This is a genomic window from Streptomyces sp. NPDC055955 (assembly GCF_042270245.1).
GTDB lineage: Bacteria > Actinomycetota > Actinomycetes > Streptomycetales > Streptomycetaceae > Streptomyces.
On record NZ_JBHJYS010000010.1, the window covers coordinates 273,692 to 297,204 of the forward strand.

Genomic DNA, 23,513 nt, shown 5'->3' on the forward strand with positions numbered 1-23,513 from the left:
AGGTGATTCCGGGGCCCGCCGCGCACCCAGCGCGGCGGGCCCTTTCCCCGTCGGTGTTTCCCGCCGGCATTACAGTGCATCCGTACTCAGGAAAGAGGTTCGAGAAGAGTGACTTCGACGGGGACCGGTCGAGCGGTCGAAGAATTCCTGCGCGTCGTCCCGGGAGCCCGTTCCGTGCTCGACGACGTGATCGCCGCCGATCCCGACCGCTACGGAACCTGGGCACAGGGCAGCGTGGACGACCTGCTGGAGTTCCTGCTCCAGGCGTTCTCGCGGCCCGTGCTGCTGCCCCTTCTGCGGGCCGGAACCCCGGACGACGAGAAGGACGTCCGGGCCTGCTTCGCGTACCTCGAGTCTCTGGTGACCGATCCGAACCCCTACGTCGAGAGCTCCGTCCACTTCGGAGTCCTGGAACAGTTCCTGGAAGGTCAGGACGTACTCCTGCGCGCCTGGAACCACAGCCTCCCAGCGACACGGACCAAGCTGACGGCGCTGCTCGAGGAGTATCCGGCGACGCTTCGAGCGCTCCGGGCGTCGGGAGCGCTCGAGTGAACGGAAAGGGCGCCGCCTCGGGAGAGCTCGGGTAACCGATCAATTCCCGGGACGTCCGGAGAACGAGGAGAAGCTCCGTCCACGCCGGGGAATTGTTGCGGCATGAAGTGCGGGAGCGTCGGTTCCATGACACCGGTCCGTTCCCTGTGTGATGGGGCCCGGGACCGCCCTGCGCCGACCGCACGGCGGGCACTTTCCTGATCCGCGAACGCAGAGAGGTGCGGCATGCCCGACATCGGCAGACACCAGATCCCCGGTCTCCTCCTGATCATGGTCCCGGAGTCCCGGGACGGGATCGAGGCCGTGGCGGGGATGTCAGCGGAACAGGCCGTCTCCGGGGATCTCGGCTGGTTCGATCTCTACGACTTCCTGCGCGACGTGGTCTTCCGCGACCTGGTCCGGCCCGAGCTGCTCGCGCCCGAGGCGGAACGTGACACCGACCTGCTCGGCCGATGCGCCGAGTTCACCGAGAACCTGCTCCTGAACTCGACCCAGCCCGTGGCGTCCGCCGCGTTCTACCAGCTGGTGGAGCCGCTGTACGCGAGTGAGGAACTCCTCGTCGCGGCCATCCCCCTGATGCCGCCGGAGATGCTGCGCGTCACGCTCGAAGACCTGGGCGTGGACCGGCTCTCGGCGTCGGCGCGCGCCGCGTTGGCGGATTACCTCCACTGATCGCCGCGGGGCCCGTGCAATCCGGAGGAGCTGGGCTGATTCCGAAGGGTGTGCCCTGAATGTCTTTCGGGTCGCGGGCGCGTGAGGGGCTCCTATATAAACGGGCCGCCTCCCCACACCAGCCCACTCGAAGGGTCTCTTCGTGCTGCCCGTTTCCCGCTCCCGTACCGGAATCTTCACCGTAGGCGCTTCGCTCCTGCTGGCCGCCACCGCCGCGTGCGGGCACCAGGACGAGCCGGGATCGTCCGGCGCGGACCAGGTGCGGGCCGAGGACGCCGGTGCTGCGTCCGCCCCGGCATCCGCGTCCGCCTCTCCCTCCGCATCGAAGAAACCGAAGAAGTCGAAGGCGAGCCCGAGTGGCTCCCCCTCCGTGTCCGCCTCGAAGTCCGCCTCGGCCACGTCCTCCGCCGGTACCCCGGCCGAGTCCGCCGCCACCGAGTCCAAGGCCCCCGCCCCGGGCTCCGCGCCCGACTTCCCCGTGCCCGTCGAGGTGGGCAACGCCACGCAGGTCATCACCGTGAAGTCCAGCGGCTCGTACGCGACGGTCACCGCCTGGGCCAAGGGGTCCGCCGGGTGGAAGGCGGTCCTCTCCACCAGTGCGGGCCGCGTCGGATCCAACGGCGTCGTCCCCGGGTCGACGCGCCGTCAGAGCACCTATACGACGCCCTCGGGCACGTACACGCTCACCGAGGGGTTCGGTGTCGAGGCGGGCGGGACGAACATGCCGTACACCCGCGTCAACTCCACGCACTGGTGGGTCGAGGACTCGGAGTCGAAGTTCTACAACTCGATGCACACCGCGGCCGGCGCGGACTTCCCGCTCACCGAGAGCGGTGACCGGGGCAGCGAACACCTCGTCAACTACCCGACCCAGTACGCCAAGGCACTCGTCATCAACTTCAACCGCTGGCCCGCAGTGCCGGGCCGCGGCGCGGGCATCTTCCTGCATGTCAACGGATCGGGCGCGACTGCAGGCTGCGTCTCCGTCCCGCGCGCCACGATGGACCGCATCATGAGCTGGGTCCAGCCGGGCGCGCACCCGCGCATCGCGATCGGCTGACGCCCAAGGCCCCAAGGCCCCAAGGCCCCAAGGCTCCAGAGCCCAAGGCCCTGAAGCCCCGGCCCGAGGTCCGCCCCTCCGTCTTCTGGTCACGCACGACGCACAGCAGCCTCAAAGGTTGTACGGCCTTTGCCGATTGGTCATGTGAGAAGCGGCATGTGTGTGACGCGTGATGCTTCGGTGACGTCATCCGCTGGGCCATGCGGGGGGTGGCGACGGCTACCCCCGGTACCGGAACGAGGGGCGGACACCATGGGAGTGGGCCACAAACCCGAGCCGAACGCGGCGGACATGCGGCGGCACGCCGCGGGGTTCGTCGCGCACGTCACCGCGCGCAACCGGCTCCCGCTCGACTACACCGTCGCCAGCCTCCGCGTCGCGGACTTCCTCATCGACGGCCTGCGCAAGGGGACTTCGGACCGGGCGTCCGTCGCGGGGGCCCTGTTCGGCATCGGCGCGTACGTGGGGGAGGTACTGGTGCGGCGGGCCGGCGCCGTCTGGGTCGACTTCGACGCAGCCCAGCGCCTCTACTTCGGCCAGCCCGCCGGCGTCCGCATGCCCGACGGCCGCGTGTGGAACCCCCTCGGGAAGGTCGTCAACCGCTTCGAGCTGGGCCGTGAGGAATCCCTCCAGACCTTCTACCTGACGCTCCACGGGCGGGCCGGCGACCGAGGCCAGGGAAGGACCTGCGCAGCCCTGTGACATTTCTGTGGGCCGGGACGCTGATGACCGTGGGGGCCTGGACACGATGACCTGTGTCGCGTCGGGCCGGTACGCGGACGTACGAAGAGGACAACGGTTGGGCCACGTGGGGGAGCCCCGTAGCGCGCACACGCGCGACGAGGAGCTGGGCGCGGCCGTGGCGCTGGCACAGGACGGTGACGAGGCCGCCTTCGCGGTCGTGTACCGGCTCGTGCAGCCCGGGCTGGTGGGGTATCTGCGCGGCCTCGTCGGCGACGAGGCCGAGGATGTGGCCGGCGACGCCTGGCTGGAGATCGCCCGCGACCTCGGGCGCTTTCGCGGGGACGGCGCCGGGTTTCGCGGGTGGAGCGCGACGATCGCCCGGCACCGCGCCCTGGACCTGCTGCGCCGCCAGAAGGTGCGTCCGCGCGCCTCGGGCCTCGAACAGGACATGCTCGAACTCCCCGGCACCCACAGCACGTCCGACCAGGCCCTGGAGACGATCTCCACCGAAGGGGCGCTGAGCCTGATCAACGGCCTCCCGCGGGACCAGGCCGAGGCGGTGCTGCTGCGCGTCGTCGTCGGGCTCGACGGGCCGTCCGCCGCGCGCGTCCTCGGCAAGCGTCCCGGCGCCGTGCGGACCGCCGCGCACCGGGGCCTCAAGAAGCTCGCGGCACAGCTGGGCGCACGAGGTGTGACGGATGACGGCCCCACGACGCTGGGGGAGTCGAGATGACTGAAAATCCACTTGTGTCCGAGGGTGAGCCGGCAGGCCCGGCCGGTGCCGGGGGCTTCGAGGCCCAGCTCGCGGCCGCGGTGCGTTCCACGAGGCCGCGGGCCGACGCCGAGGCACAGGCCGTCGCCGCGTTCCGCGCGGCCCGCGACCAAGGCGCGCACGCGGCCAGGCCGCGGCGCCGCGACGACTGGCGTCCGCGCCGGCGCGGGCTCGCTCGCTGGTCGCTGCGCACCACCGTGGGCACGCTGGTCGCCGGCGTCACGCTGGGCGGCGTCGCCATGGCCGGGATCGGCACGGTCGGGCACGCCTCGGGTGACGACTCCGAACAGCAGCCGACATCCCCGGTGAGCGCCTCCAGCGCCCCCGGGCGGTCCGCACCCGACCAGGTCCGGCCGTCCGCCACGGCGCCCGCGGGGGCAGGGGCCCACGCCCCAGGCCGGGCAACCGGTCACCCGGACCAGGCCGGGGACACTCTCGCCAAGTGCCGCGCGTACGCATCTGTACGGGACCGGGGCCAGGCGCTCGACTCGACCGCCTGGCAGCGCTTTCTCGCGGATGCGGGCGGAGAGGACTCCGTGGACGCGTACTGCGCGGCGGAGCGGGCCCGCCAGGAGACCGGCGGCGGCAGCAACGGCAGTAACGGCGCCGACAAGGCGGCGGGCGGGAAAGGCAACGGTCAGCCGCCGAACGGGCACGCGAGCCCGAAGCCGAGCCGGGCGAAGAATCCCAAGAATTAGCTGACCCCGAGAAGCAGGGGAGTCCCCGCAAGCAAGGGTGCGCGGGCGGCACCGGCACGTCTCGGCGCGCCCGCCCCGAAGGGCACCGCCGGGACGGCCGAGGCCGCCACCCCCCACAGGAGAGGCCCCGGCCGTCGCGCGGTACGGGCCGCGCGGCGGCCCGTACTACCTTCAGCGCCGCGCGTGCCGTTTCTGTCACACCGCGTTGTGTCACGTGCTAGTTGCGGGTTGTACCAAACGTGGACGGGGAGCCGTATCAGGCCGTAGCGTGCTGGTTCGCGTCGGTGAGCGGCGCAGGGTTAAGCGCAAGGGTGGCGCAGTGCTGGGGGACGACGCGGAGCTGACGGCCGCGGTGCATGCGGCGCAGGACGGGGACGAGACCGCGTTCCGGACTGTGTACCGCGCGGTGCATCCACGCCTGCTCGGGTACGTACGGACACTCGTCGGCGAACCGGACGCGGAGGACGTCGCGTCGGAGGCCTGGCTGCAGATCGCCCGGGACCTCGAGCGGTTCAGCGGCGACGCCGACCGCTTCCGCGGCTGGGCCGCACGCATAGCCCGTAACCGCGCTCTCGACCACATACGGATGCGCGGACGCCGGCCCGCCATAGGCGGTGACGAGACCGAGCTCACGGGCCGACCCGCGGTCTCCGACACCGCCGACGAGGCGATGGAACTCCTCGCCACCGGTGACACGCTCGCGCTCATCGCCCAGCTTCCGCAGGACCAGGCCGAGGCCGTCGTCCTGCGCGTCGTCGTCGGGCTCGACGCGAAGAGCGCCGCCCAGACCCTCGGCAAGCGTCCGGGCGCCGTCAGGACCGCCGCGCACCGCGGCCTCAAGCGCCTCGCCGAGCTGCTCGGCGCCGAGGGTTCGCATGTGCAGACACCGCACGCGGGCCGGGACGGCACACTCGACGCCGTACCTCCCCCGAGAGAGCCGCGCGGGCATGCGGTGACGTCCGCCGGTGTGACGCATTCGCGGACGCGGACGCAGAAGGACATGTGATGGCCGACGAGCACAACAAGTGGCTGGACCGGGACGCGGCCGAGCGTCTGCTGCGCGGTGAGCCCCTGGAAGCCGTCGACGCAGCCACCCGCGCACGGGCCGCCCGCCTCGCCGGGACACTCGACGCACTTGCCGTGACACGCGTAGACGGAGGCGAGCTGCCGGGCGAGGCAGCCGCGTTGGCCGCGTTCCGCAAAGCGCGCGAATCCGGCGCGGAGGAGCCCGGCGCGGCGATCCCGAAGGCACGCCATGCCAGGCCCCGTGGTGCTGTCACCCCGGTCTCCTCGCCCCACGGGCCCGTGGGCCACGAGAACGACGCGAACGCGAACACGAACGTCGCAGCCGACGGGTACGCCGGTTCCGACGTCGGCAGTGTCCGCCTCGCGAGACCCGACGCGCGGCGTGTCCGCTGGGGCCGCCCGGTGCGGTTCGGGATGGCCGCCGCGCTCGCCGGATGCATGATCGGCGGCGTCGCCGTCGCCGCCGGAACCGGGGTGCTCCCGTCGCCGTTCGGCGGCACCGGCGAACCGGGACCCGCCGCCAGCGTCTCCGCCGCCGCGTCTGACGAACAGCCGCGCACCTCGCCGTCGCCGGACATCTCGGAGACCGACGGCGGACGTTCGGGCGGCGCCGTGCCCGGCGGCCACTCGCACGCGCCGGGCTCGGGCGCCCCGTCCCACGACGACACCGCGGGCCGGCCCGGCCCGGCGACGACGCAGCCCGGCACCGGCCCGCGCGCCTCGGACGCCGCGGACCGGGAGGCCTGGCGGCAGCAGTTGGTCGACGCCTGCCGCAAGTACCGCGGCGGCGCCCTGAGCGACTCCGAGAAGGAGCGCCTCAGCAACGCCGCGAAGCGCATCGCCACGAAGAAGCGGGACCGTGACCCCGACCGGTTCTGCGCCCGCGTCCTCGCAGAGGCCGACGACGCCGGCGGCGGAGACGGCGGCGAAGACGGCGGCGGCAAGAGCGACGACAAGAACAGCGGCAAGGACGGCGACGAGGACAGCCAGAACGGCGAGGGCTCCGGCGTCAACGGCGCCGTGCCGACCGCCTCGTGGGTCCCGTCCGATCCCGGCGGCGACGCCTCGGGCGCCGGGCCGACGACGCCGTCCGCGACGGCCTCGGCCTCGTACAGCGCCGCGGCCACGCAGCCCTGATCCCGTCCTGACCTGCGGGAACAACGAATTTCCGAGGCGGGTGTGACGTTTTTGGACGGCATGGCGCAGTAACAAGTGAGCCGACTGGTCATCGGCCGTGCACGAGCCGCGGGTTCCCCCCGTACCTTCGGCTCTGTGCCACTGGCGCGGGCGGGACACGTTCCCCCGGTCCCGCCCGCGCCCCACTCCCTCTTGTCACCTGTACGCGGGTCACCAGTAGACGACGACCTTGTCGCCCGTGCGGACCTGCGCGAACAGCGACGCGATCTTCCCCTCGTCCCTCACGTTCACGCACCCGTGCGACGCACCGACGTAGCCGCGGGCCGCGAAGTCCGCCGAGTAGTGCACCGCTTGGCCGCCGCTGAAGAACATCGCGTACGGCATCGGCGTGTGGTAGATCGTCGAGACGTGGTGCCGGGACTTCCAGTACACGCTGAAGACGCCCTCGCGGGTGGGCGTGAACTGCGAGCCGAACCGCACGTCCGTGGTCATCAGCGCCTTGCCGTCGATCATCCACGTCAGCGTCCGGCTGGTCTTGCTGATGCAGACGACACGGCCTGTCATGCAGCGCGGGTCCGGCTTCGCCGCGGGCTGCCCGCCCGCCGCGTACAGCTCGTCGCGCGTCGGGGTGTGCGTCATCTTCACCAGCCGCGCCCAGGTCACCGTGTCCGTGTTCCCCGTGCGCGGCAGGCCCCGCTTGCCCTGGAAGCCCTCGACCGCCTTGGTCGTCGCCGGGCCGTACCTACCGTTCGGTCCCTCGAAGAGCCACGCGATCTGCCGCAGCCTGGCCTGGAGTTCGCGCACCTTGGCGCCGCTCGCGCCGCGCGCCATGAGGACCTTCGGCGGCGGCGCCGGTCTGACCGACGGAGTGGGGGAGGGGGACGGGTCCGGCCTCTTCGCGTCGTCGGACGGGGCCGGCGACGCCGAGCCGTCGGCCTTCGGCGGCTGCTTGCCTGCGCTGTCGACGGCCCCTGCCCTGCAGCCGCCGACCAGGGCGATGACCCCGGCGACGGCGAGTGATCCACGCATGACGGTCGTACGCATCCGGCCCCCCGCAGTCTCGCCACTAGTCCGATGTGCCAACAGAGATGTTTCCCGCGCGCGTCCGGTTGCGAACTCGGCGTGAGTCCCGCGCATTGTGGGATGGAGAACGTGACGGAGGCGCTGTGAGCAAGGTCCCAGCATGCGGCTCTCCACCGCGAGCAGGCGCGCCGCTACAGTCCGTCGCGGGGGCCGAACCGACTGGCAAGTAACAACCGAGCTGGAGGCACAACCATGGCGCGCGAGTCTGAGTCAGGACTGCCCATCGAGCCGGTCTACGGCCCTGATTCGCTGGCCGACTGGAACGCGGCCGACAAGCTCGGCGAGCCCGGGAAGTACCCGTTCACGCGGGGCGTCTACCCGTCGATGTACACCGGCCGCCCGTGGACGATGCGCCAGTACGCCGGCTTCGGCACCGCCGTCGAGTCCAACGCCCGTTACCAGCAGCTCATCGCCAACGGCACGATGGGCCTGTCCGTCGCCTTCGACCTGCCCACCCAGATGGGCCACGACTCGGACGCCCCGATCGCGTCCGGTGAGGTCGGCAAGGTCGGCGTGGCCATCGACTCGCTCGACGACATGCGGATCCTGTTCGGCGGCATCCCGCTCGACAAGGTGTCCACGTCGATGACGATCAACGCCCCGGCGGCGCTGCTCCTGCTCATGTACCAGCTCGTCGGCGAGGAACAGGGCGTCCCCGCGGACCAGCTGACCGGCACGATCCAGAACGACGTGCTGAAGGAGTACATCGCGCGGGGCACCTACATCTTCCCGCCGAAGCCCTCCCTGCGGCTGATCGCCGACATCTTCAAGTACTGCCGGGCCGAGATCCCGAAGTGGAACACGATCTCGATCTCCGGCTACCACATGGCCGAGGCCGGTGCCTCGCCCGCGCAGGAGATCGCGTTCACGCTCGCGGACGGCATCGAGTACGTGCGTACGGCCGTCGCGGCCGGCATGGACGTCGACGACTTCGCGCCGCGCCTGTCCTTCTTCTTCGTGGCCCGGACGACGATCCTGGAGGAGGTCGCCAAGTTCCGCGCGGCCCGCCGGATCTGGGCCAAGGTCATGAAGGAGGAGTTCGGCGCCAAGAACCCCAAGTCGCTGATGCTCCGCTTCCACACCCAGACCGCGGGCGTGCAGCTCACCGCCCAGCAGCCCGAGGTCAACCTCGTCCGCGTCGCCGTCCAGGGCCTCGGCGCCGTGCTCGGCGGCACGCAGTCGCTGCACACGAACTCCTTCGACGAGGCCATCGCGCTGCCGACCGACAAGTCCGCGCGCCTCGCCCTGCGCACCCAGCAGGTCCTCGCCTACGAGACCGACGTGACCGCCACCGTCGACCCGTTCGCCGGCAGTTACGTCGTCGAGAAGATGACGGACGACGTGGAGGCCGCCACCCTCGCACTCATGACGAAGGTCGAGGACCTCGGCGGCGCGGTCAACGCCATCGAGCACGGCTTCCAGAAGAACGAGATCGAGCGCTCCGCGTACCGCATCGCGCAGGAGACCGACTCCGGCGAGCGGATCGTGGTCGGCGTCAACCGCTACCAGCTCGACGCCGAGGAGCCCTACGAGCCGCTGCGCGTCGACCCGGCGATCGAGGCCCAGCAGGCCCAGCGCCTCGCGAAGCTGCGCGCCGAGCGCGACCAGGCGGCCGTGGACACGGCGCTCGCCGCGCTCAAGAAGGCGGCGGAGGGCGAGGACAACGTCCTCTACCCGATGAAGGACGCCCTGCGCGCCCGCGCCACCGTCGGCGAGGTCTGCAACGCGCTGCGCGACGTGTGGGGCACCTACATCCCGACCGACGCGTTCTGAGGCCGCGTTCCGAGGGTGCGTATCACCCTCTGACCAGGGAGTGTCGTATAGCCATATAGGCGTGCGACACTCCCTTTCATGCTCGGTGTCATCAATCTCCCGACCTATCTGGCGGGCCTCGTCCTCATCGTCCTGCTCCCAGGACCGAACTCTCTCTACGTGCTCTCCGTGGCCGCTCGCAAAGGCATACGCACCGGATACGCGGCTGCCGCGGGTGTCTTCACCGGGGACACGGTCCTGATGACCCTGGCCGCGCTCGGCGCGGCCTCCGTGCTGCAGACGACGCCGGTGCTCTTCCTCGTCGTGAAGTACGCCGGAGCGGGCTATCTGACGTGGATGGCGATCGGCATGATCCGGTCGGCGCGGGCCCTGTGGAAGCAGCGCGGTGAGCCCGTCGTGGAGAGCGAGGCGCAGCCGGTGACCGGGACGGGTGACGAGCACCCTTACCGCCGCGCCCTGATCGTCAGCCTCTTCAACCCGAAGGCGATCCTCTTCCTGATCTCCTTCTTCGTCCAGTTCGTGGACCCCGGTTACGCCTACCCGGCGCTGTCGTTCGTGGTCCTCGGCGGGCTGCTCCAGATCCTGAGCTTCCTCTACCTCTCCACCCTGATCTTCAGCGGCACCCGCCTGGCCGGCGCCTTCCGGCGCCGCAAGCGGCTCTCGGCGGGCGCGACCACCGCGGCGGGCGTGCTGTTCCTGGGCTTCGCGGTGAAGCTGTCCCTCGCGGGGGCCTGAGCGGCCTGTGCCGGTCCGGCCTCCGACGGTCGCCCCCGCTGCGGCCTCCGACGGTGGGACCGGCGCCCGGCTCCTGACGTGCGGCTAGCCCCTGACGGCGCGGCGCACGGCCCGGGTGACCACCGGTGGCGTCAGGTCCACGGCGATACGGCGGGCGAGGCTCCGCCTGCGTACGCGGGCCGGCCGCGGGGCGGGCGCGGCCTCCGGTTCCCGCGTCACCTCCACGTGGTGGCGGGAGCGCGGGGAGGCGGGCGCCCTGACCGCCTTCGACTTCACGCGGACCAGGCGGTGCCCGGCCGCCTGCTGCACGCTCAGGGCGATGTCGTCGCGCCCCCTGAGCATGGCGAGGAGCGCGTCCTGGAGAGGCTCGGGGTCCTCCCATGTGGCGTACAGCTTCTGGGTGCTCAGCCACAGCGGGCGCAGTCCCCGGTTGAGCACGGCCTCCCACGCGGCGACGGAGACGCCCGGTGTGTGCTCGGAGCGGAAGTCGTCCAGGACGACGATGCCGTCCGGGCCGAGCAGCTCGCGCGCCGCGCCGATGTCGCCGTACACGTGCTCGTACAGGTGCGAGGCGTCGATGTGGACGAAGCGGCAGGAGCCGGGGTCGACCTCGGCGGAGATCACGGAGCTGGGGGCCTGGACGACCTTCGGCAGCTCGTCGTGGAACGAGAGGTAGTTCTCCTCGAAGGCCTGCCGGGTCAGTGAGGCGTACGACTTGGTGGACTCGGCCTGGTTCGCCTCGTCGGGCGCGTCCCCCTCGAACAGGTCGCACACGGTGAACTTCTCGGCGCCGTGCAGGTGCTGTCCGAGAAGCACCGCGCTCTTGCCCAGGTAGACGCCGAGCTCCAGCAGGTCGCCGCGGACCTCCTGCCGCGTCTGCCGTTCGAGGAGCCAGGTGAACAGGAGCCGGTCGAGCGGGGGGAACCAGCCGGGGACGTCGTCGAGGTCGATGGGGCGCCGGGCGGTGGTGTGCACAGCAGTCATGGGACGCGAACCTATGAGCTTCTGATCGGCAGGGTCAAGGCGCTCACAGATCGCATCCGCCAATCGTTCTGCAAACTCTGCAGGGCATGAATCCTCAGTGAATCCTGGCCGAAGTGGGGTTCAGGCGTTTGCGCAGGAAAGGTGTGAGCGGCTTCTCGACGAAGCGGTTCAGAAGCCACGCGAGGGTGAGCATCGCGGCCACCGTGAGGGCGAATGTCGCGGCCGACGGCAGCCCGAGACGCCGGTGCAGCACCTCGATCGTCACCCAGCCCAGATGCTCGTGGACCAGGTAGAACGGGTATGTCAGCGCACCGGCGACCGTCAGCCATCCCCAGTTGACCCGGTTCAGCAGCCCGAGCGCGATCGCGCCCACCGCCACGAAACCGAGCGTGACTATCAGGATGATCGAACCCGACCCGCGGTACGAGAAGAAGTGAGGATTCGGTGCGTGCCACAGCGCGGCCACCGCGTAGTGCTGACCGATCAGCCAGCTCACGAGGACGATGCCCCACGCGGTCATGTCGCGGCGGTCGAGGTGGAGCAGATACAGGCCGACGCCGCCGATGAAGTAGGGCGCGTACTCCGGCATCAGGACGACCTCGAGGGCCGGCTCGCCGGACGCCTGGGTGATCGCGGCGGCGAGCGTCCACACGGCGCAGAACAGCACGATGCGGCGCCGGTTCGCGCCCGGCAGGACGACGCACAGGGCGAACAGCGCGTAGAAGCGGACCTCGGCCCACAGCGTCCAGCAGACGCCGAGGACGCGGTCCACGCCGAGCGGTTGCTGAAGCATCGTCAGATTGAGGAGCGCGTCACTGGGCGAGACCGCCCTGTACGCGACCACCGGCAGTGCGAAGACCGCCGTCACCAGGATCACGGCCGCCCAGTACGACGGCAGCAGACGGGACGCGCGGGAGGCGAAGAACGAGCGCAGGGGTTTGCCCCAGCCGCTCATGCAGATCACGAAGCCACTGATGACGAAGAAGATCTGCACCCCGAGGCAGCCGTACGCGAACCACTGGTGCAGGGAGGGGAACTGGACCTTCGGTGAGGTGCCCCATGCCTGGGACACCTCACCGTCGCGGCCGCCGTAGTGGTACGCGGCGACCATCAGGGCGGCTATGAGCCGCAGGCCGTCCAGGGCTCTCAGCCGCGGTGCGCGCGCGCCGGAGCGCGCGGTCCGCGCCGTGGTGTCCGCTCCCGGGGAAAGCGTCGGGAGCGTCGTCTGCGAAGTACTCATCCGAGGGCGGCCCGCTTGAACGAGCGCGCGCGGCGGGCGACTCGGCGCACCGTCGCGTTGCGCGGAATGAACGCGAGCTGGGCCGGGACGGCGCCGGGCAGCGCGAGGGACGTGAGCCGGCGGCGCTTGAAGTAGCGCCACGTGTGGTCGTTCAGCCGTGTGGAGAGGTAGCGCTCGGCCGCCGCCCGCAGCTCCGGGTAGATCTTCGGCTGCATGGCGAAGCCGACCGCGCGCACCAGCTGGTTCAGCTCGGCGGTCGCCGTGCCGGAGTCCTGCGCGGTCACGGCCGCCTGCTCCGACAGCTCCGGCAGCAGCGCGTCCACGATCGTGACCGGGACGCGGTTGCTGTTCTGGTACGGGGCGAGGCGGTCGAGGAGGGTGCCGGTGCCGATGCGGGCGACCGGGATGCCGTAGAACGCGGACGCGGTCAGGAGCGCCGTCGAGAAGCAGCCGACCACCAGGGCCGGGCGCATCCGCTGGTACAGCACCTCGGCGAGCACGGGCGTGTCGAGGACGGTGAGTTCGGCGCCGAGCTTCTCCGCCTCGGCCTCCAGGGTGCGCGACCAGGTGGCCGGCGCCGTCGGATGGGGCTTGAAGACGATCCGCGTGTGGCCGAGGGCGAACGCGCCGCGCATCATCCGCACATGCAGGTCCTCCTCCTCCTGAGCGGTGAGGATGTCGAGCGCGGAGAGGTACTGCCCGAGCAGTACGGCCGGTTCGGGCCCGACGGGGGGCAACTCGCCGCTGACGTCGCCGAGTTCGGCCAGTACCTTCACGAAGACGTCCGTCGGCACGACCTCGGGCTCCACGCCGAACTCCGTGAGGAGCAGCGGCTTCAGGTCCGGCACGAGGTCCAGATGCAGCAGCCGCCGAACGCGCGTGCCGACCAGCGGATCGATCTTGTTGCGGGTGGGGCCGTAGCTCATCAGGCCGTCCGCGTACACGTCGACGGGGACGCCGGTGAAGATCTGCGCCACCGCCATCGCCGGGTTGACCTGGATCGACTCCACGGCCAGCTCGACGTCGTCGTCGCCCAGCTCCCAGGCGAGCCGCAGATGGCGCTCCCACAGCGGTACGTCGTCCGGGCGCGGGGCCCAGCCGCCGGGGTGGAACGGCGCGATGGTCTCGTTCCACGACACGACGTCGTCGAAGCGGCCGCGCAGCCGCTCGAAGCCCGGCATCTCGTCGACGGCGGGCGTCGTCTCGGGGGTCGCCGCGTTGTTGGCGACGAGCAGGATGCGCCGGTCCGCGGGCGCGAAGCAGTCCGCGTCGAGGGCCGCGGCGAGCGTCGCGGTCCCGTACAGCGTGGAGGCGAAGAAGATCTGTGTGGTCACGCGGCAGCCACCCCCGCCGCGGCGGGGCGGCGCCGCAGCCTGCGCAGGCGCGTCGCCCGCTGCACGTCCATCGAGTCGAGGGCGTCGTCGAGCACGTCCTGCGGCATGCGCTTCAGCGCCGCGGAACTCATCGTCTTCAATTTGCGCGCCACTGCCGGTTCGAACCTTTCGATGGATCCCAAGTGGTGGGAAATAATCGCGCAGTACGTACGGACGGCCTTCGGCAGAAGGTTTTCCGCGTCCTTGTCCTGTGCCGTTTCGGCCACCACCTGGTCGAACGCCTTGATGAAATCGAGCTGCCGGACATCGCCGATCTGCGTCAGTGACGACGCGACACCGCGCCGGTAGAAAACCCCGAGAAGTCCCACTGCGGCAAAGGATTTCGCCTCGCGGTGCAGCCGCCAGATCCACGGCCGGTCCTCGGCCGTGCGCAGGCCGTCGGTGAAGTGGAGGAGACCGGCGTCGGCGAGCCGGCGGTGATACATGCCGGCCCACGCGTACGCGTAGTCGACGGACGTCGAGCGGTCGGCGGGCAGGATCGCCTCGCGCGGATCCATGACGACACCGCGCCTGCCGGTCGGCACGCGGTGGACGGTGCGGGCCCGCGCGGTGCACTGGACATGGTCCGTGCGCACGAAGTCGCAGCCCAGGCCCTCGATGGAGGCGAGGAGCCGCTCGTAGTATCCGGGGGCGAGCCAGTCGTCGCCGTCCAGGAATGTCAGGTACTCGCCCCGCGACGCGTCGAGTCCGGTGTTGCGCGCGGTGGCCAGGCCTCCGTTCTTTTCGTGTCTGACCAGGACCGCGCCGGGCAGCTCGCGCTCGGCGCGCGCGAGAATGTCCGGGGTCTCGTCCTTCGAACAGTCGTCGACGAGAATGAATTCGAAGTCGTCACGCGCGTTGGCGCGAAGACTTCTGAGGGTGTCGGGCGCGTATTGCTGCACGTTGTAGAACGGCACGATGACGGAGAGCTTGACCACGTGAAGGACGCTAGGCGGCGGCCCGGCATTCGTCTTGACCGATGGTGAGATGCCAGGTGAACGACGCGTGGCGGAATAGTGAACCCGCCTGCTTCACGGCCGTTTCCCGGCTCGATTCGCCATTCGTCGGTGCGCTGTTAACCGTTTGTTGCACTCCGGTTGGGCCGCGGTCCCAAAACGCTTCCTAGCTTCTTCGGTGTGCCAGCAAGTACCTCTCAGACCCGACGGGTCGCCGTGCTCGCGGACTCCGACACCCGGTGGAAGTGGGGCGCGCTCACCGCGCGCCGCCTCACCACCGACGAGAGCCCGCTCGACGGATTCCTCCTGCGCGGCCGGGCCACCCCCACACCCCGCCAACTCGACGAGGTCGGCGTCCGCGCCGACAGCCTCGACGAAGTCACCGCCGTCGAATTCCTGCGCCGTATGGAACAGGAAGCCGACCGGTACGACGTCCTCGTCCTCGCCCTCGTCGGCGGCGCCGTCCAGGCCATGCTCCACGGCCTCGCGCGGGCCTGGCAGGGCCGGGCCGGGCGGCCCGTCGTCGTCACCGGCTACGTGGGAGTCGTCTACGAGAAGCTCGCCGACGGACTGCTCCTGCGGCACGGCGCCGACCTCGTCCTCGCCAACTCCCGCCACGACGCGGAGCGTTTCCGCGCGGTGTACGAGGGTGTGGACGCCGACGCCTCCGCGGTGACCGAGTGCGCGCTGCCGTTCCTCGGCGGCACGCCCTACGAGAAGCACGACCCGTACACGGTCGTCTTCGCCGCGCAGCCCTCTGTGCCGGACACCCCCGCCGACCGCGCCTACCTGCTCAAGCGGCTCGTCGGGCACGCCCGGCTGCACCCGGAGCGCGAGGTACTGCTCAAACTGCGCAGCAAGCCCGGCGAGCACACCACCCACATCGAAGAGGCGCCCTACCAGAAGCTCGCCCAGCGGATCGACGGCGGACTGCCCGCCAACTGCCGCCTCGTCTACGGGCACATGGGCGAGGTGCTCGACCGCACCGACCTCCTGGTCACCGTCAGCTCGACGGCCGCGCTCGAAGCCCTGCACCGGCGCATCCCCACCGCGCTGCTCACCGACCTCGGGGTGCGCGAGGCGCTCGGCAACCACCACTTCACGGGCTCCGGGTGCCTCGCCTCCTGGGACCAGCTCGACGCGGGCCACCTGCCGAAGGCCGACGAGGAGTGGGTGGCGCGCCAGGGCGTCGCGGCCGACGGCACGTACGACACCGCCTTCGACACGGCCCGCGCCCGGGTCACGGGCCTGGCCGGAGCCGACCGGCTCCCGCCCCTGGCCCCCTACTACAGCCTCACCACCGCCCCCGGCTACCTGCCGCGCATCCTCGCCCGCCACCACCTCGCCCCCGACGGGACGCCGCTGCCCGGCGCACCCGCCGCCGGCAAGGAGCCCGGCCCCGTCCGGCAGATCGTGCGCCGGGCCGCCCGTGGCGCATACCGGCACGGAGTGCAGCGCGTGGCACCCGTCATACGGCGGATGGGCGAGCTGTGAACGCCCGTACCTCTCAAGGAGACCTGATGACCAACCCGGAAGCGGGCACAGCGGCACCGGTCCGCCGCGTCCTCGCCGTGATCCCCGCCCGTGGCGGCTCCAAGGGAGTGCCCGCCAAGAACCTCGCCCCGGTCGGCGGCGTGCCCCTCGTGGCCCGCACCGTCCGCGAGTGCCGCGCCACCCGGCTCGTCACGGACGTCGTGGTCTCCACCGACGACGCCGCGATCGCCGCCGCCGCCCGCGAGGCGGGAGCCGAGGTCGTCCTGCGGCCGGCCGCCATCGCCGGCGACAAGTCGAGCTCCGAGGCGGCCGTGCTGCACGCCCTCGACGCCCACGAGGCACTCCAGGGCGCAGCGGTCGACGTCGTGCTCCTCGTCCAGTGCACCAGCCCCTTCCTCGTCCGCGAGGACATCGACGGCGTCGTCGACGCGATCGTCGAGAGGGGCGCCGACACGGCCCTGACCGTCGCCCCCTTCCACGGCTTCGTGTGGCGCGACGCCGATGACGAGCCGGCCGCGCCCGCCGTGGTCGGACGTGCCTCCGTCGAAGGCGGCACGGACACGCTGGTCGCCCCCGCGGCCACCAGCGGCGGCTACGGCGTCAACCACGACAAGTCCTTCCGCCAGATGCGCCAGGACCGCCCCCAGGACCTCCTGGAGACCGGCGCGGTCTACGCCATGGACGCGAGCGGTTTCCGCGAGGCCAAGCACCGGTTCTTCGGCCGCACGGAACTCGTCCGCACCGACCCGGCGCGCGTCCTGGAGATCGACGACCCGCACGACCTCTCCCGCGCCCGTGCCCTCGCGCCCCTCTTCGACGCGAACATCCCCCAAGTTCTCGACTCCGCTCGAACAGGGGGGACCCCCATCGGCTCCCTCCCGACCGCCGAAGACATCGACGCGGTCGTCCTCGACTTCGACGGCACCCAGACCGATGACAAGGTGCTGATCGACTCCGACGGACGGGAGTTCGTCACCGTGCACCGCGGTGACGGCCTCGGCGTCGCGGCCCTGCGCAAGTCGGGCCTGCCGCTGCTGATCCTGTCCACGGAACAGAACCCGGTCGTCGCCGCCCGGGCCAGGAAGCTCCAGATCCCGGTCCTGCACGGCATCGACCGCAAGGACCTCGCACTCAAGCAGTGGTGCGAGGAGCAGGGCATCGCGCCCGAGCGCGTGCTCTACGTCGGCAACGACGTCAACGACCTCCCGTGCTTCGGCCTCGTCGGCTGGCCCGTGGCGGTCGCGAGCGCCCACGACGTCGTACGAGGCGCCGCGCGCGCGGTCACCACTCTCCCCGGTGGTGACGGCGCGATCCGAGAGATCGCCACCTGGATCCTCGGCCCTTCTCTCGACTCCCTCAACAAGTAAGGAACTCCCCAGTCATGAGCACCAACTCCCGCCTGCGCACGTTCGGTTCGAAGACGGCCGGCCCCGGTCAGCCCGTGTACATCACCGGCGAGATCGGCATCAACCACAACGGCGACCTCGACAACGCCTTCAAGCTGATCGACGTGGCCGCCGAGGCCGGCTGCGACGCCGTCAAGTTCCAGAAGCGCACCCCGGAGATCTGCACCCCGCGCGACCAGTGGGACATCGAGCGCGACACCCCCTGGGGTCGCATGACGTACATCGACTACCGCCACCGCGTCGAGTTCGGCGAGGACGAGTACCGCCAGATCGACGAGCACTGCAAGAAGCGCGGCATCGACTGGTTCGCCTCCCCGTGGGACACCGAGGCCGTCGCCTTCCTGGAGAAGTTCGACGTCCCGGCCCACAAGGTCGCCTCCGCCTCGCTCACCGACGACGAGCTGCTCCGCGCCCTGCGCGCCACCGGCCGCACGGTCATCCTCTCCACCGGCATGTCGACGCCGAAGCAGATCCGGCACGCGGTCGAGGTCCTCGGCAGCGACAACATCCTGATGTGCCACGCCACTTCGACGTACCCGTCGGTGGCCGAGGAGCTCAACCTCCGCGTCATCAACACCCTCCAGGCCGAGTACCCGAACGTCCCGATCGGCTACTCCGGCCACGAGACCGGCCTGCAGACCACGCTCGCCGCCGTCGCCCTCGGCGCCACCTTCGTCGAGCGTCACATCACCCTCGACCGCGCCATGTGGGGCTCCGACCAGGCCGCCTCCGTCGAGCCGCAGGGCCTCACCCGCCTCGTGCGCGACATCCGCACCATCGAGGCGTCCCTCGGTGACGGCGTCAAGAAGGTCTACGAGTCGGAGCTCGGCCCGATGAAGAAGCTCCGCCGCGTCACGGGCGTCGTCGCCGAGTCGGAGATCGCCGTCGCCGCGGGCGAGCCGGTCGGCGTCTGACCGTCCGACGTCCGCCCGTGTGGGCCGGCGCCCGGCCAGGCGCCGGCCCACGGGCCCCAACCCCCACAGGTCCCTCGGAGGGCCCATGTCAGCAGCACGCTCCGGAACCCTGTGTTTCGTGGAGAGCCCCGTCCAGCTCCTCAACGTCCTGGAATGGGCGCATCTCGCCGAGAGCACCGACACGACGGACCGGATCACCCTGGTCGTCCTGTCGCCCACGGACCCCATGACCCGCGGCCAGCTGCGCCGCATGGCCGAACTCGCCCGCGACGAGGGCCACACCGTGCGCTGGGAAGAGGCACGCGGCGGCGCCACCGCGCCCTTCCACACCATCGGCGGACTCGCGGGCGCGCTGCGCAAGGCCGCCCGCATCGTCATCGGCGACCCGTTCTCCCGCTACGTGCAGCTCCTGCTGACGATCACCCGGGCCGCCGAACTCGTCGTCGTCGACGACGGCACCGCGACCATGGAGTTCGTCTCCCAGCTCGCCCGCGGCGAGCGCCTCGTGCGCTGGCACCGCCGCGGCGGCCGCCCCGGACCGCGCGACGTCGTCTTCGCGCCCGTCTCCGCCGCGGCCCGCCGCCGCCTCACCCCCGACGGCGCCCGCCGTACCGTCGAGGTGTTCTCGGCCATGCCGATCGACTCCGTCCCCGACGGCGTCCGCGTCACCCGCAACGACTTCACCTGGACCCGCGCCCGCTTCGGCCCGCCCCGCATGACGAAGGGCGCCGACCTCGTCGGCACGTCCCTCGTCGAGACCGGCGTCGTCGACCCGGACCGCTACCTGGAGGCCGTGCGGGCCCTCGCCCGTGCCCACGGCGCGACCCGCTACTTCGCCCACCGCCGCGAGAGCTCCGACAAGCTGCACCGCCTCGCGGTGGAGACCGGCCTGGAGATCGTGCGCCCCGACCTCCCCCTCGAGCTGATCGCCCGCCGCGGCCCCATCGGCCGTACGATCCTCAGCTTCCCCTCGACGGTCGTCCACACCCTGCCGCTGGCCCTCGTCGGCACCGAGGTCCGGGTCGCCGTCTGCGACATCGACCCCGCGTGGCTGACGGAGAACGCCTCACCGCGCGCCCAGGGCTTCCTCTCCGGCGTCACCGGTACCGCACGCGACGTGCACCGCCTCGCCTCGGTCGCCCCCGCGATGTGAGCCCCGGCCTCCGGGATCTTGGCCAGACCTTGGTGATCGCATGGCCATCCGAAGGGCAACGCGTCGGGGTGCCGGCCGGTCAGACTCTCCGCACCCCCCACTCCGCATCCGTACAGAGCGCCCAGAGGAACCCGTGACGCACCCCCGGCACCGCTTGTCCAAGAGACGCCGCTACCTCGCCATGTCCGCCGCGGGCGTGGCACTCGCCGCCACCGGAGCGATCGTGGCCCAGTCCGCGACAGCCACCACCCTGCCCGCGGCCAAGACGTACACCGGCCGCGCCTTCGACACGTGCACGGCCCCCTCCCTCTCCGCCATGAAGGCCTGGAAGACCGGCTTCTACGGCGCCGCGGCCGTCTACGTGGGCGGCAAGAACCGCGGCTGCGCCCAGCCCAACCTCACCGCCTCGTGGGTGAAGTCGGTCAGCGCCTCCGGCTGGAAACTGATCCCGCTCTACGTGGGCGCCCAGCCGCCCTGCCAGTCCGGCGCGAACCCCGAGAAGATGACCGCGTCCACCGCCGCGTCGCTCGGCGCCACGGACGGCGCCGACGCCGTCACCAAGGCCGCCGCCCTCGGCATGAAGGCCGGCTCCCCGCTCTACCTGGACATGGAGTCGTACGACACCACGGACACGTCCTGCAACAACGCGGTCCTCACCTACGTCCGCGCCTGGGACAAGGCCGTGCACGCCAAGAACTACCGGACCGGCTTCTACGGCTTCCGCAGCTCCAGCGCGAAGGCCGTCGCCACGACGACGAACCGCACCGACATGCCGGACATCCTCTGGTACGCGCTGTGGGACAAGGTCAACACCACGACGTCCGACTGGCCTTTCGCCTCCACCCTGTGGACGGGGCACCGCCGCGCCCACCAGTACATGGTGAACAGCAAGGAGTCCCGCGGCGGTTACGCGATCACGGTGGACCGGGACGCCTGGGACGCGCCGGTGGCGATCGTCGGGTAGACGAGGCCGGTGGGGGGGTATGAAAGAGGTGTCATACCCCCCGTACGGGTAGGCCATGCGAGTCGGGCCCGAGTTTCTTACCCCAATTCGGTTGAACTTTTGTTGATCGTGGGGCGGTTGCCCCCTGCCCCGGCCTACCCTTCAAAGGGTGAACCAATTGATGTCCCGAGGGTCCGAGGCCGGTCAGCCCGCGGAAGCGGTCACCGCAGGAGCGCTGCCCGGCACGCTGTCCGAAGAGCTCCGTGCCGAACTGGTCGCCTTCCGGCGTGACTTGCACATGCACCCCGAGCTCGGCAACCAGGAGTTCCGCACGACGGCGGCGATCAGGGCCCGCCTCGAGAAGGCCGGCCTCACGCCACGCATCCTGGACATCGGCACGGGACTCGTCTGCGACATCGGCACGCAGGACGGGGAGTGGCGGGGCGGGCGCACCATGCTCGCCCTGCGCGCCGACATCGACGCGCTCCCCATCCCGGACACCAAGGCGAGCTGCGCCTACCGCTCCACCGTGCCCGGCCGGGCCCACGCCTGCGGTCACGACGTGCACACCACGGTCGTGCTCGGGGCGGGCCTGGTCCTCGCCGAGCTGCACCGGCAGGGCCGGCTCCCGCACCCCGTACGCCTGATCTTCCAGCCCGCCGAGGAGGTGCTGCCCGGCGGCGCCCCCGACGCCATCGAGTCGGGCGTGCTCGAAGGCGTCGGGTCCATCATCGGCGTGCACTGCGACCCGAAGGTCGACGCGGGCCGGATCGGACTGCGGCCCGGCGCGATCACCTCGGCCTGCGACCGTCTGGAGGTGGCGCTCGACGGGCCCGGCGGGCACACCGCGCGCCCCCACCTCACCACCGACCTCGTGACCGCCGCGGCGAAGGTGGCCACCGAGGTCCCCGCGCTCGTCGCCCGCCGCATCGACGCCCGTTCGGGCCTCGCCGTGACCTGGGGCCGTATCGAATCCGGCCACGCGTGCAATGTGATCCCGCAGCACGCCGAGCTGTCCGGCACCGTCCGCTGCCTCGACCTGGAGGCGTGGCGGCAGGCGCCCGACCTCGTGCACGGCGCGATCCAGGAGATCGCCGACCTCTACCGCGCCAAGTCGGAGATCAACTACATCCGCGGGGTGCCGCCTGTCGTCAACGCCCCGGAGGTCACCGATCTCCTGACCGCGGCGATGACCCTGCGTCGCGGCGCCCACTCCGTCGAGGACACCCCGCAGAGCCTGGGCGGCGAGGACTTCTCCTGGTACCTGGAGCACGTCCCCGGAGCCATGGCCCGCCTCGGGGTGCGCACTCCCGGCGAGCGCGGCGGACGAGACCTGCACCAGGGCGACTTCGACGCGGACGAGTCGGCGATCACGGTAGGGGTGGAGCTGTTCACGGCGGCGGCGCTGATGGACGGGGCCGCGCGCTAGCAGTGGCGTGAACCGTTGGGAGGAAAGGGTCGGTGTGGCCGGCACGTAACCCACCCGACCCACCCACGTAACGCCCCGTAGACCGGGCGGCCGGGCGGCGTTCGCGTCAATCCGATAACGGCTGCGGAACAGCCCTTTATCTGACATCTACGCGCGTTACGATCCGTCCGAAAACCAGCGCCGGAAGCCCGGCGCTCAGGTCAGGTCGAAGGAGCCTCCCTTGCGCCGGGTAGCCAAAATCTCCGCCGCGTGCATAGCCACCGCGGCACTCGCTCTCACCGCCACCGCATGTGGCGGCACTTCCTCGGACAACGAGTCCTCGGGCTCCTCGTCGGACTCCGGCAAGAAGGGCGGCGTCAAGATCGGCCTCGCCTTCGACGTCGGCGGCCGGGGCGACCACTCCTTCAACGACTCCGCCGCGCGCGGTGCCGACAAGGCCAAGAAGGAGTTCGGCGGTGACCTCAAGGAGCTGACCGCCAAGACCTCCGACACCGAGGCCGACCGCGAGCAGCGTCTGTCCGACCTGGCCGACGCCGGCTACAACCCCATCATCGGCGTCGGCTACGCGTACGCCACCTCGATGACCAAGGTCTCCGCGAAGTACCCGAAGACCACCTTCGGAATCGTCGACTCCGTGGTGAACGCCAAGAACACCGACTCCATCGTCTTCACCGAGGAGCAGGGCTCCTACCTGGCCGGCGTCGCCGCCGCGCTGAAGACGAAGAAGGACCACGTCGGCTTCATCGGCGGTGTCGACGTCCCGCTGATCAAGAAGTTCGAGGCGGGTTACGTCCAGGGCGTCAAGGCCACCAACCCGAAGATCAAGGTCGACGTCCAGTACCTGAGCCACGGTTCGGACACCTCCGGCTTCGCCTCCCCGGACAAGGGCAAGGAAGCCGCCCAGGGCATGCTGGACAAGGGCGCCGACGTCGTCTACTCGGCGGCCGGCTCCTCCGGCAACGGTGCCATCGAGGCCGTCTCCGGCACGAAGGGCGCCTGGGCGATCGGCGTCGACTCGGACCAGTACAACATCCCGGGTCTGGCCAAGTACAAGTCCTCGATCCTGACCTCGGTCGTCAAGAACGTCGACATCGGCGTCTTCGACCTGATCAAGTCGGTCAAGGACGGTTCGCCGAAGACCGGCACCAACACCTACGCCCTGAAGGACGGCGGCGTCTCGCTCGCCACCTCCGGCGGCTACATCGACGACATCCAGGCCAAGCTGGACGCCGCCAAGGAGCAGATCGCGAGCGGCAAGGTCAAGGTCAAGACCACCCCGTGACCTGAGGCCCGAAGGGCCCGGCTCGGCGGGGGGAGTGGCGAAAGCTTCCCCTCGCCGAGCCATAACAATGTGTCAACTCTACGCGTGTAGCTAAGAGTTGGCGTACTACCGTCGCCGACGCGCCCCGTGCGGCTCCGCGCGACCGTT

Annotated in this window: 22 protein-coding genes; 17 read left to right on the forward strand and 5 right to left on the reverse strand. The window is 70.9% G+C overall.

The genetic code is table 11. The features are described from left to right. The first annotated feature begins 108 nt into the window (after positions 1-108). The 8 genes from ACFC96_RS22090 to ACFC96_RS22125 all read left to right on the forward strand — a co-directional run bounded on the left by ACFC96_RS22090 (position 109) and on the right by ACFC96_RS22125 (position 6,601). Positions 109-552: a hypothetical protein gene (locus ACFC96_RS22090; protein WP_376225465.1), complete on the forward strand. Its 444-nt coding sequence runs from the start codon at positions 109-111 to the stop codon at positions 550-552. Positions 553-777: 225 nt separating this feature from the next. Continuing rightward, a complete protein-coding gene (locus ACFC96_RS22095) occupies positions 778-1,224 on the forward strand; it encodes a hypothetical protein (protein ID WP_376225464.1) in 447 nt (148 codons plus the stop codon). 142 nt (positions 1,225-1,366) lie between these two features. Then, on the forward strand, positions 1,367-2,284 hold the full coding sequence (locus ACFC96_RS22100; protein WP_376613708.1) for a L,D-transpeptidase family protein: 918 nt from the start codon (positions 1,367-1,369) through the stop codon (positions 2,282-2,284). Between the two features lie 252 nt (positions 2,285-2,536). Continuing rightward, entirely contained in the window at positions 2,537-2,986 is a 450-nt protein-coding gene (locus ACFC96_RS22105; protein WP_376225461.1) for a hypothetical protein, read from the forward strand. Between the two features lie 97 nt (positions 2,987-3,083). Further along, positions 3,084-3,701: an RNA polymerase sigma factor gene (locus ACFC96_RS22110; protein WP_376259945.1), complete on the forward strand. Its 618-nt coding sequence runs from the start codon at positions 3,084-3,086 to the stop codon at positions 3,699-3,701. After that, entirely contained in the window at positions 3,698-4,438 is a 741-nt protein-coding gene (locus ACFC96_RS22115; RefSeq protein WP_376613710.1) for a hypothetical protein, read from the forward strand. Before ACFC96_RS22110 ends, ACFC96_RS22115 begins: the two co-directional genes overlap by 4 nt. A 319-nt stretch (positions 4,439-4,757) precedes the next feature. Continuing rightward, the gene (locus ACFC96_RS22120; RefSeq protein WP_376260255.1) at positions 4,758-5,444 is read left to right on the forward strand and encodes an RNA polymerase sigma factor; all 687 of its coding nucleotides are present in this window, start codon (positions 4,758-4,760) and stop codon (positions 5,442-5,444) included. Further along, on the forward strand, positions 5,444-6,601 hold the full coding sequence (locus ACFC96_RS22125) for a hypothetical protein (RefSeq protein WP_376613712.1): 1,158 nt from the start codon (positions 5,444-5,446) through the stop codon (positions 6,599-6,601). Before ACFC96_RS22120 ends, ACFC96_RS22125 begins: the two co-directional genes overlap by 1 nt. Before the next feature lie 210 nt (positions 6,602-6,811). On the opposite strand, the gene ACFC96_RS22130 is transcribed toward ACFC96_RS22125, so the two are convergent. Beyond that, positions 6,812-7,645: a L,D-transpeptidase family protein gene (locus ACFC96_RS22130; RefSeq protein ID WP_376613714.1), complete on the reverse strand. Its 834-nt coding sequence runs from the start codon at positions 7,643-7,645 to the stop codon at positions 6,812-6,814. Positions 7,646-7,876: 231 nt separating this feature from the next. On the opposite strand from ACFC96_RS22130, the gene ACFC96_RS22135 reads away from it, so the two are divergent. Together ACFC96_RS22135 and leuE are read left to right on the forward strand one after the other, a co-directional pair. After that, positions 7,877-9,457, forward strand: coding sequence for a methylmalonyl-CoA mutase (locus tag ACFC96_RS22135; RefSeq protein ID WP_376613716.1), 1,581 nt, complete (start codon positions 7,877-7,879; stop codon positions 9,455-9,457). A 78-nt stretch (positions 9,458-9,535) separates the two neighbouring features. Further along, entirely contained in the window at positions 9,536-10,192 is a 657-nt protein-coding gene (gene leuE, locus ACFC96_RS22140) for a leucine efflux protein LeuE (protein ID WP_376259936.1), read from the forward strand. 84 nt (positions 10,193-10,276) lie between these two features. On the opposite strand, the gene ACFC96_RS22145 is transcribed toward leuE, so the two are convergent. The 4 genes from ACFC96_RS22145 to ACFC96_RS22160 all read right to left on the reverse strand — a co-directional run bounded on the left by ACFC96_RS22145 (position 10,277) and on the right by ACFC96_RS22160 (position 14,727). Further along, positions 10,277-11,176, reverse strand: coding sequence for a class I SAM-dependent methyltransferase (locus ACFC96_RS22145; protein WP_376259934.1), 900 nt, complete (start codon positions 11,174-11,176; stop codon positions 10,277-10,279). A gap of 94 nt (positions 11,177-11,270) precedes the next feature. Next, on the reverse strand, positions 11,271-12,416 hold the full coding sequence (locus tag ACFC96_RS22150; RefSeq protein WP_376259932.1) for an acyltransferase family protein: 1,146 nt from the start codon (positions 12,414-12,416) through the stop codon (positions 11,271-11,273). After that, on the reverse strand, positions 12,413-13,750 hold the full coding sequence (locus tag ACFC96_RS22155; RefSeq protein ID WP_376613718.1) for a polysialyltransferase family glycosyltransferase: 1,338 nt from the start codon (positions 13,748-13,750) through the stop codon (positions 12,413-12,415). The genes ACFC96_RS22150 and ACFC96_RS22155 overlap by 4 nt, the downstream gene beginning before the upstream one ends. Further along, the gene (locus ACFC96_RS22160) at positions 13,747-14,727 is read right to left on the reverse strand and encodes a glycosyltransferase family 2 protein (RefSeq protein WP_266560871.1); all 981 of its coding nucleotides are present in this window, start codon (positions 14,725-14,727) and stop codon (positions 13,747-13,749) included. The genes ACFC96_RS22155 and ACFC96_RS22160 overlap by 4 nt, the downstream gene beginning before the upstream one ends. Before the next feature lie 198 nt (positions 14,728-14,925). Between ACFC96_RS22160 and ACFC96_RS22165 the strand changes: the two genes are divergently transcribed. From ACFC96_RS22165 to ACFC96_RS22195, 7 genes are all read left to right on the forward strand, one after another. Beyond that, entirely contained in the window at positions 14,926-16,239 is a 1,314-nt protein-coding gene (locus ACFC96_RS22165; RefSeq protein ID WP_376259926.1) for a DUF6716 putative glycosyltransferase, read from the forward strand. Between the two features lie 26 nt (positions 16,240-16,265). Next, positions 16,266-17,606: a cytidylyltransferase domain-containing protein gene (locus ACFC96_RS22170; protein WP_376259924.1), complete on the forward strand. Its 1,341-nt coding sequence runs from the start codon at positions 16,266-16,268 to the stop codon at positions 17,604-17,606. A gap of 14 nt (positions 17,607-17,620) precedes the next feature. Beyond that, the gene (locus ACFC96_RS22175) at positions 17,621-18,559 is read left to right on the forward strand and encodes an N-acetylneuraminate synthase family protein (RefSeq protein ID WP_376259922.1); all 939 of its coding nucleotides are present in this window, start codon (positions 17,621-17,623) and stop codon (positions 18,557-18,559) included. A gap of 85 nt (positions 18,560-18,644) precedes the next feature. Then, positions 18,645-19,712 carry a hypothetical protein gene (locus ACFC96_RS22180; RefSeq protein ID WP_376259921.1) on the forward strand — a complete coding sequence of 356 codons (1,068 nt, stop codon included), beginning with the start codon at positions 18,645-18,647 and terminating at the stop codon, positions 19,710-19,712. A 181-nt stretch (positions 19,713-19,893) separates the two neighbouring features. Continuing rightward, positions 19,894-20,676 (forward strand): glycoside hydrolase domain-containing protein, encoded by a 783-nt coding sequence (locus ACFC96_RS22185; RefSeq protein WP_376260253.1) that lies wholly within the window; start codon positions 19,894-19,896, stop codon positions 20,674-20,676. 160 nt (positions 20,677-20,836) lie between these two features. After that, a complete protein-coding gene (locus tag ACFC96_RS22190; protein WP_376259919.1) occupies positions 20,837-22,084 on the forward strand; it encodes an amidohydrolase in 1,248 nt (415 codons plus the stop codon). A gap of 220 nt (positions 22,085-22,304) precedes the next feature. Next, positions 22,305-23,366 carry a BMP family protein gene (locus ACFC96_RS22195; RefSeq protein ID WP_227296919.1) on the forward strand — a complete coding sequence of 354 codons (1,062 nt, stop codon included), beginning with the start codon at positions 22,305-22,307 and terminating at the stop codon, positions 23,364-23,366. Positions 23,367-23,513 lie beyond the last annotated feature (147 nt).

Excerpts from the sequence above, each read along its gene's own strand:
- ACFC96_RS22095 (WP_376225464.1), top strand. The coding sequence starts at position 778 with ATGCCCGACATCGGCAGACACCAGATCCCCGGTCTCCTCCTGATCATG.
- ACFC96_RS22105 (WP_376225461.1), top strand. The coding sequence starts at position 2,537 with ATGGGAGTGGGCCACAAACCCGAGCCGAACGCGGCGGACATGCGGCGG.
- ACFC96_RS22115 (WP_376613710.1), top strand. The coding sequence starts at position 3,698 with ATGACTGAAAATCCACTTGTGTCCGAGGGTGAGCCGGCAGGCCCGGCC.
- ACFC96_RS22125 (WP_376613712.1), top strand. The coding sequence starts at position 5,444 with ATGGCCGACGAGCACAACAAGTGGCTGGACCGGGACGCGGCCGAGCGT.
- ACFC96_RS22130 (WP_376613714.1), bottom strand. The coding sequence starts at position 7,645 with ATGCGTACGACCGTCATGCGTGGATCACTCGCCGTCGCCGGGGTCATC.
- ACFC96_RS22135 (WP_376613716.1), top strand. The coding sequence starts at position 7,877 with ATGGCGCGCGAGTCTGAGTCAGGACTGCCCATCGAGCCGGTCTACGGC.
- leuE (WP_376259936.1), top strand. The coding sequence starts at position 9,536 with ATGCTCGGTGTCATCAATCTCCCGACCTATCTGGCGGGCCTCGTCCTC.
- ACFC96_RS22145 (WP_376259934.1), bottom strand. The coding sequence starts at position 11,176 with ATGACTGCTGTGCACACCACCGCCCGGCGCCCCATCGACCTCGACGAC.
- ACFC96_RS22150 (WP_376259932.1), bottom strand. The coding sequence starts at position 12,416 with ATGAGTACTTCGCAGACGACGCTCCCGACGCTTTCCCCGGGAGCGGAC.
- ACFC96_RS22170 (WP_376259924.1), top strand. The coding sequence starts at position 16,266 with ATGACCAACCCGGAAGCGGGCACAGCGGCACCGGTCCGCCGCGTCCTC.
- ACFC96_RS22175 (WP_376259922.1), top strand. The coding sequence starts at position 17,621 with ATGAGCACCAACTCCCGCCTGCGCACGTTCGGTTCGAAGACGGCCGGC.
- ACFC96_RS22180 (WP_376259921.1), top strand. The coding sequence starts at position 18,645 with ATGTCAGCAGCACGCTCCGGAACCCTGTGTTTCGTGGAGAGCCCCGTC.
- ACFC96_RS22185 (WP_376260253.1), top strand. The coding sequence starts at position 19,894 with ATGTCCGCCGCGGGCGTGGCACTCGCCGCCACCGGAGCGATCGTGGCC.
- ACFC96_RS22190 (WP_376259919.1), top strand. The coding sequence starts at position 20,837 with ATGTCCCGAGGGTCCGAGGCCGGTCAGCCCGCGGAAGCGGTCACCGCA.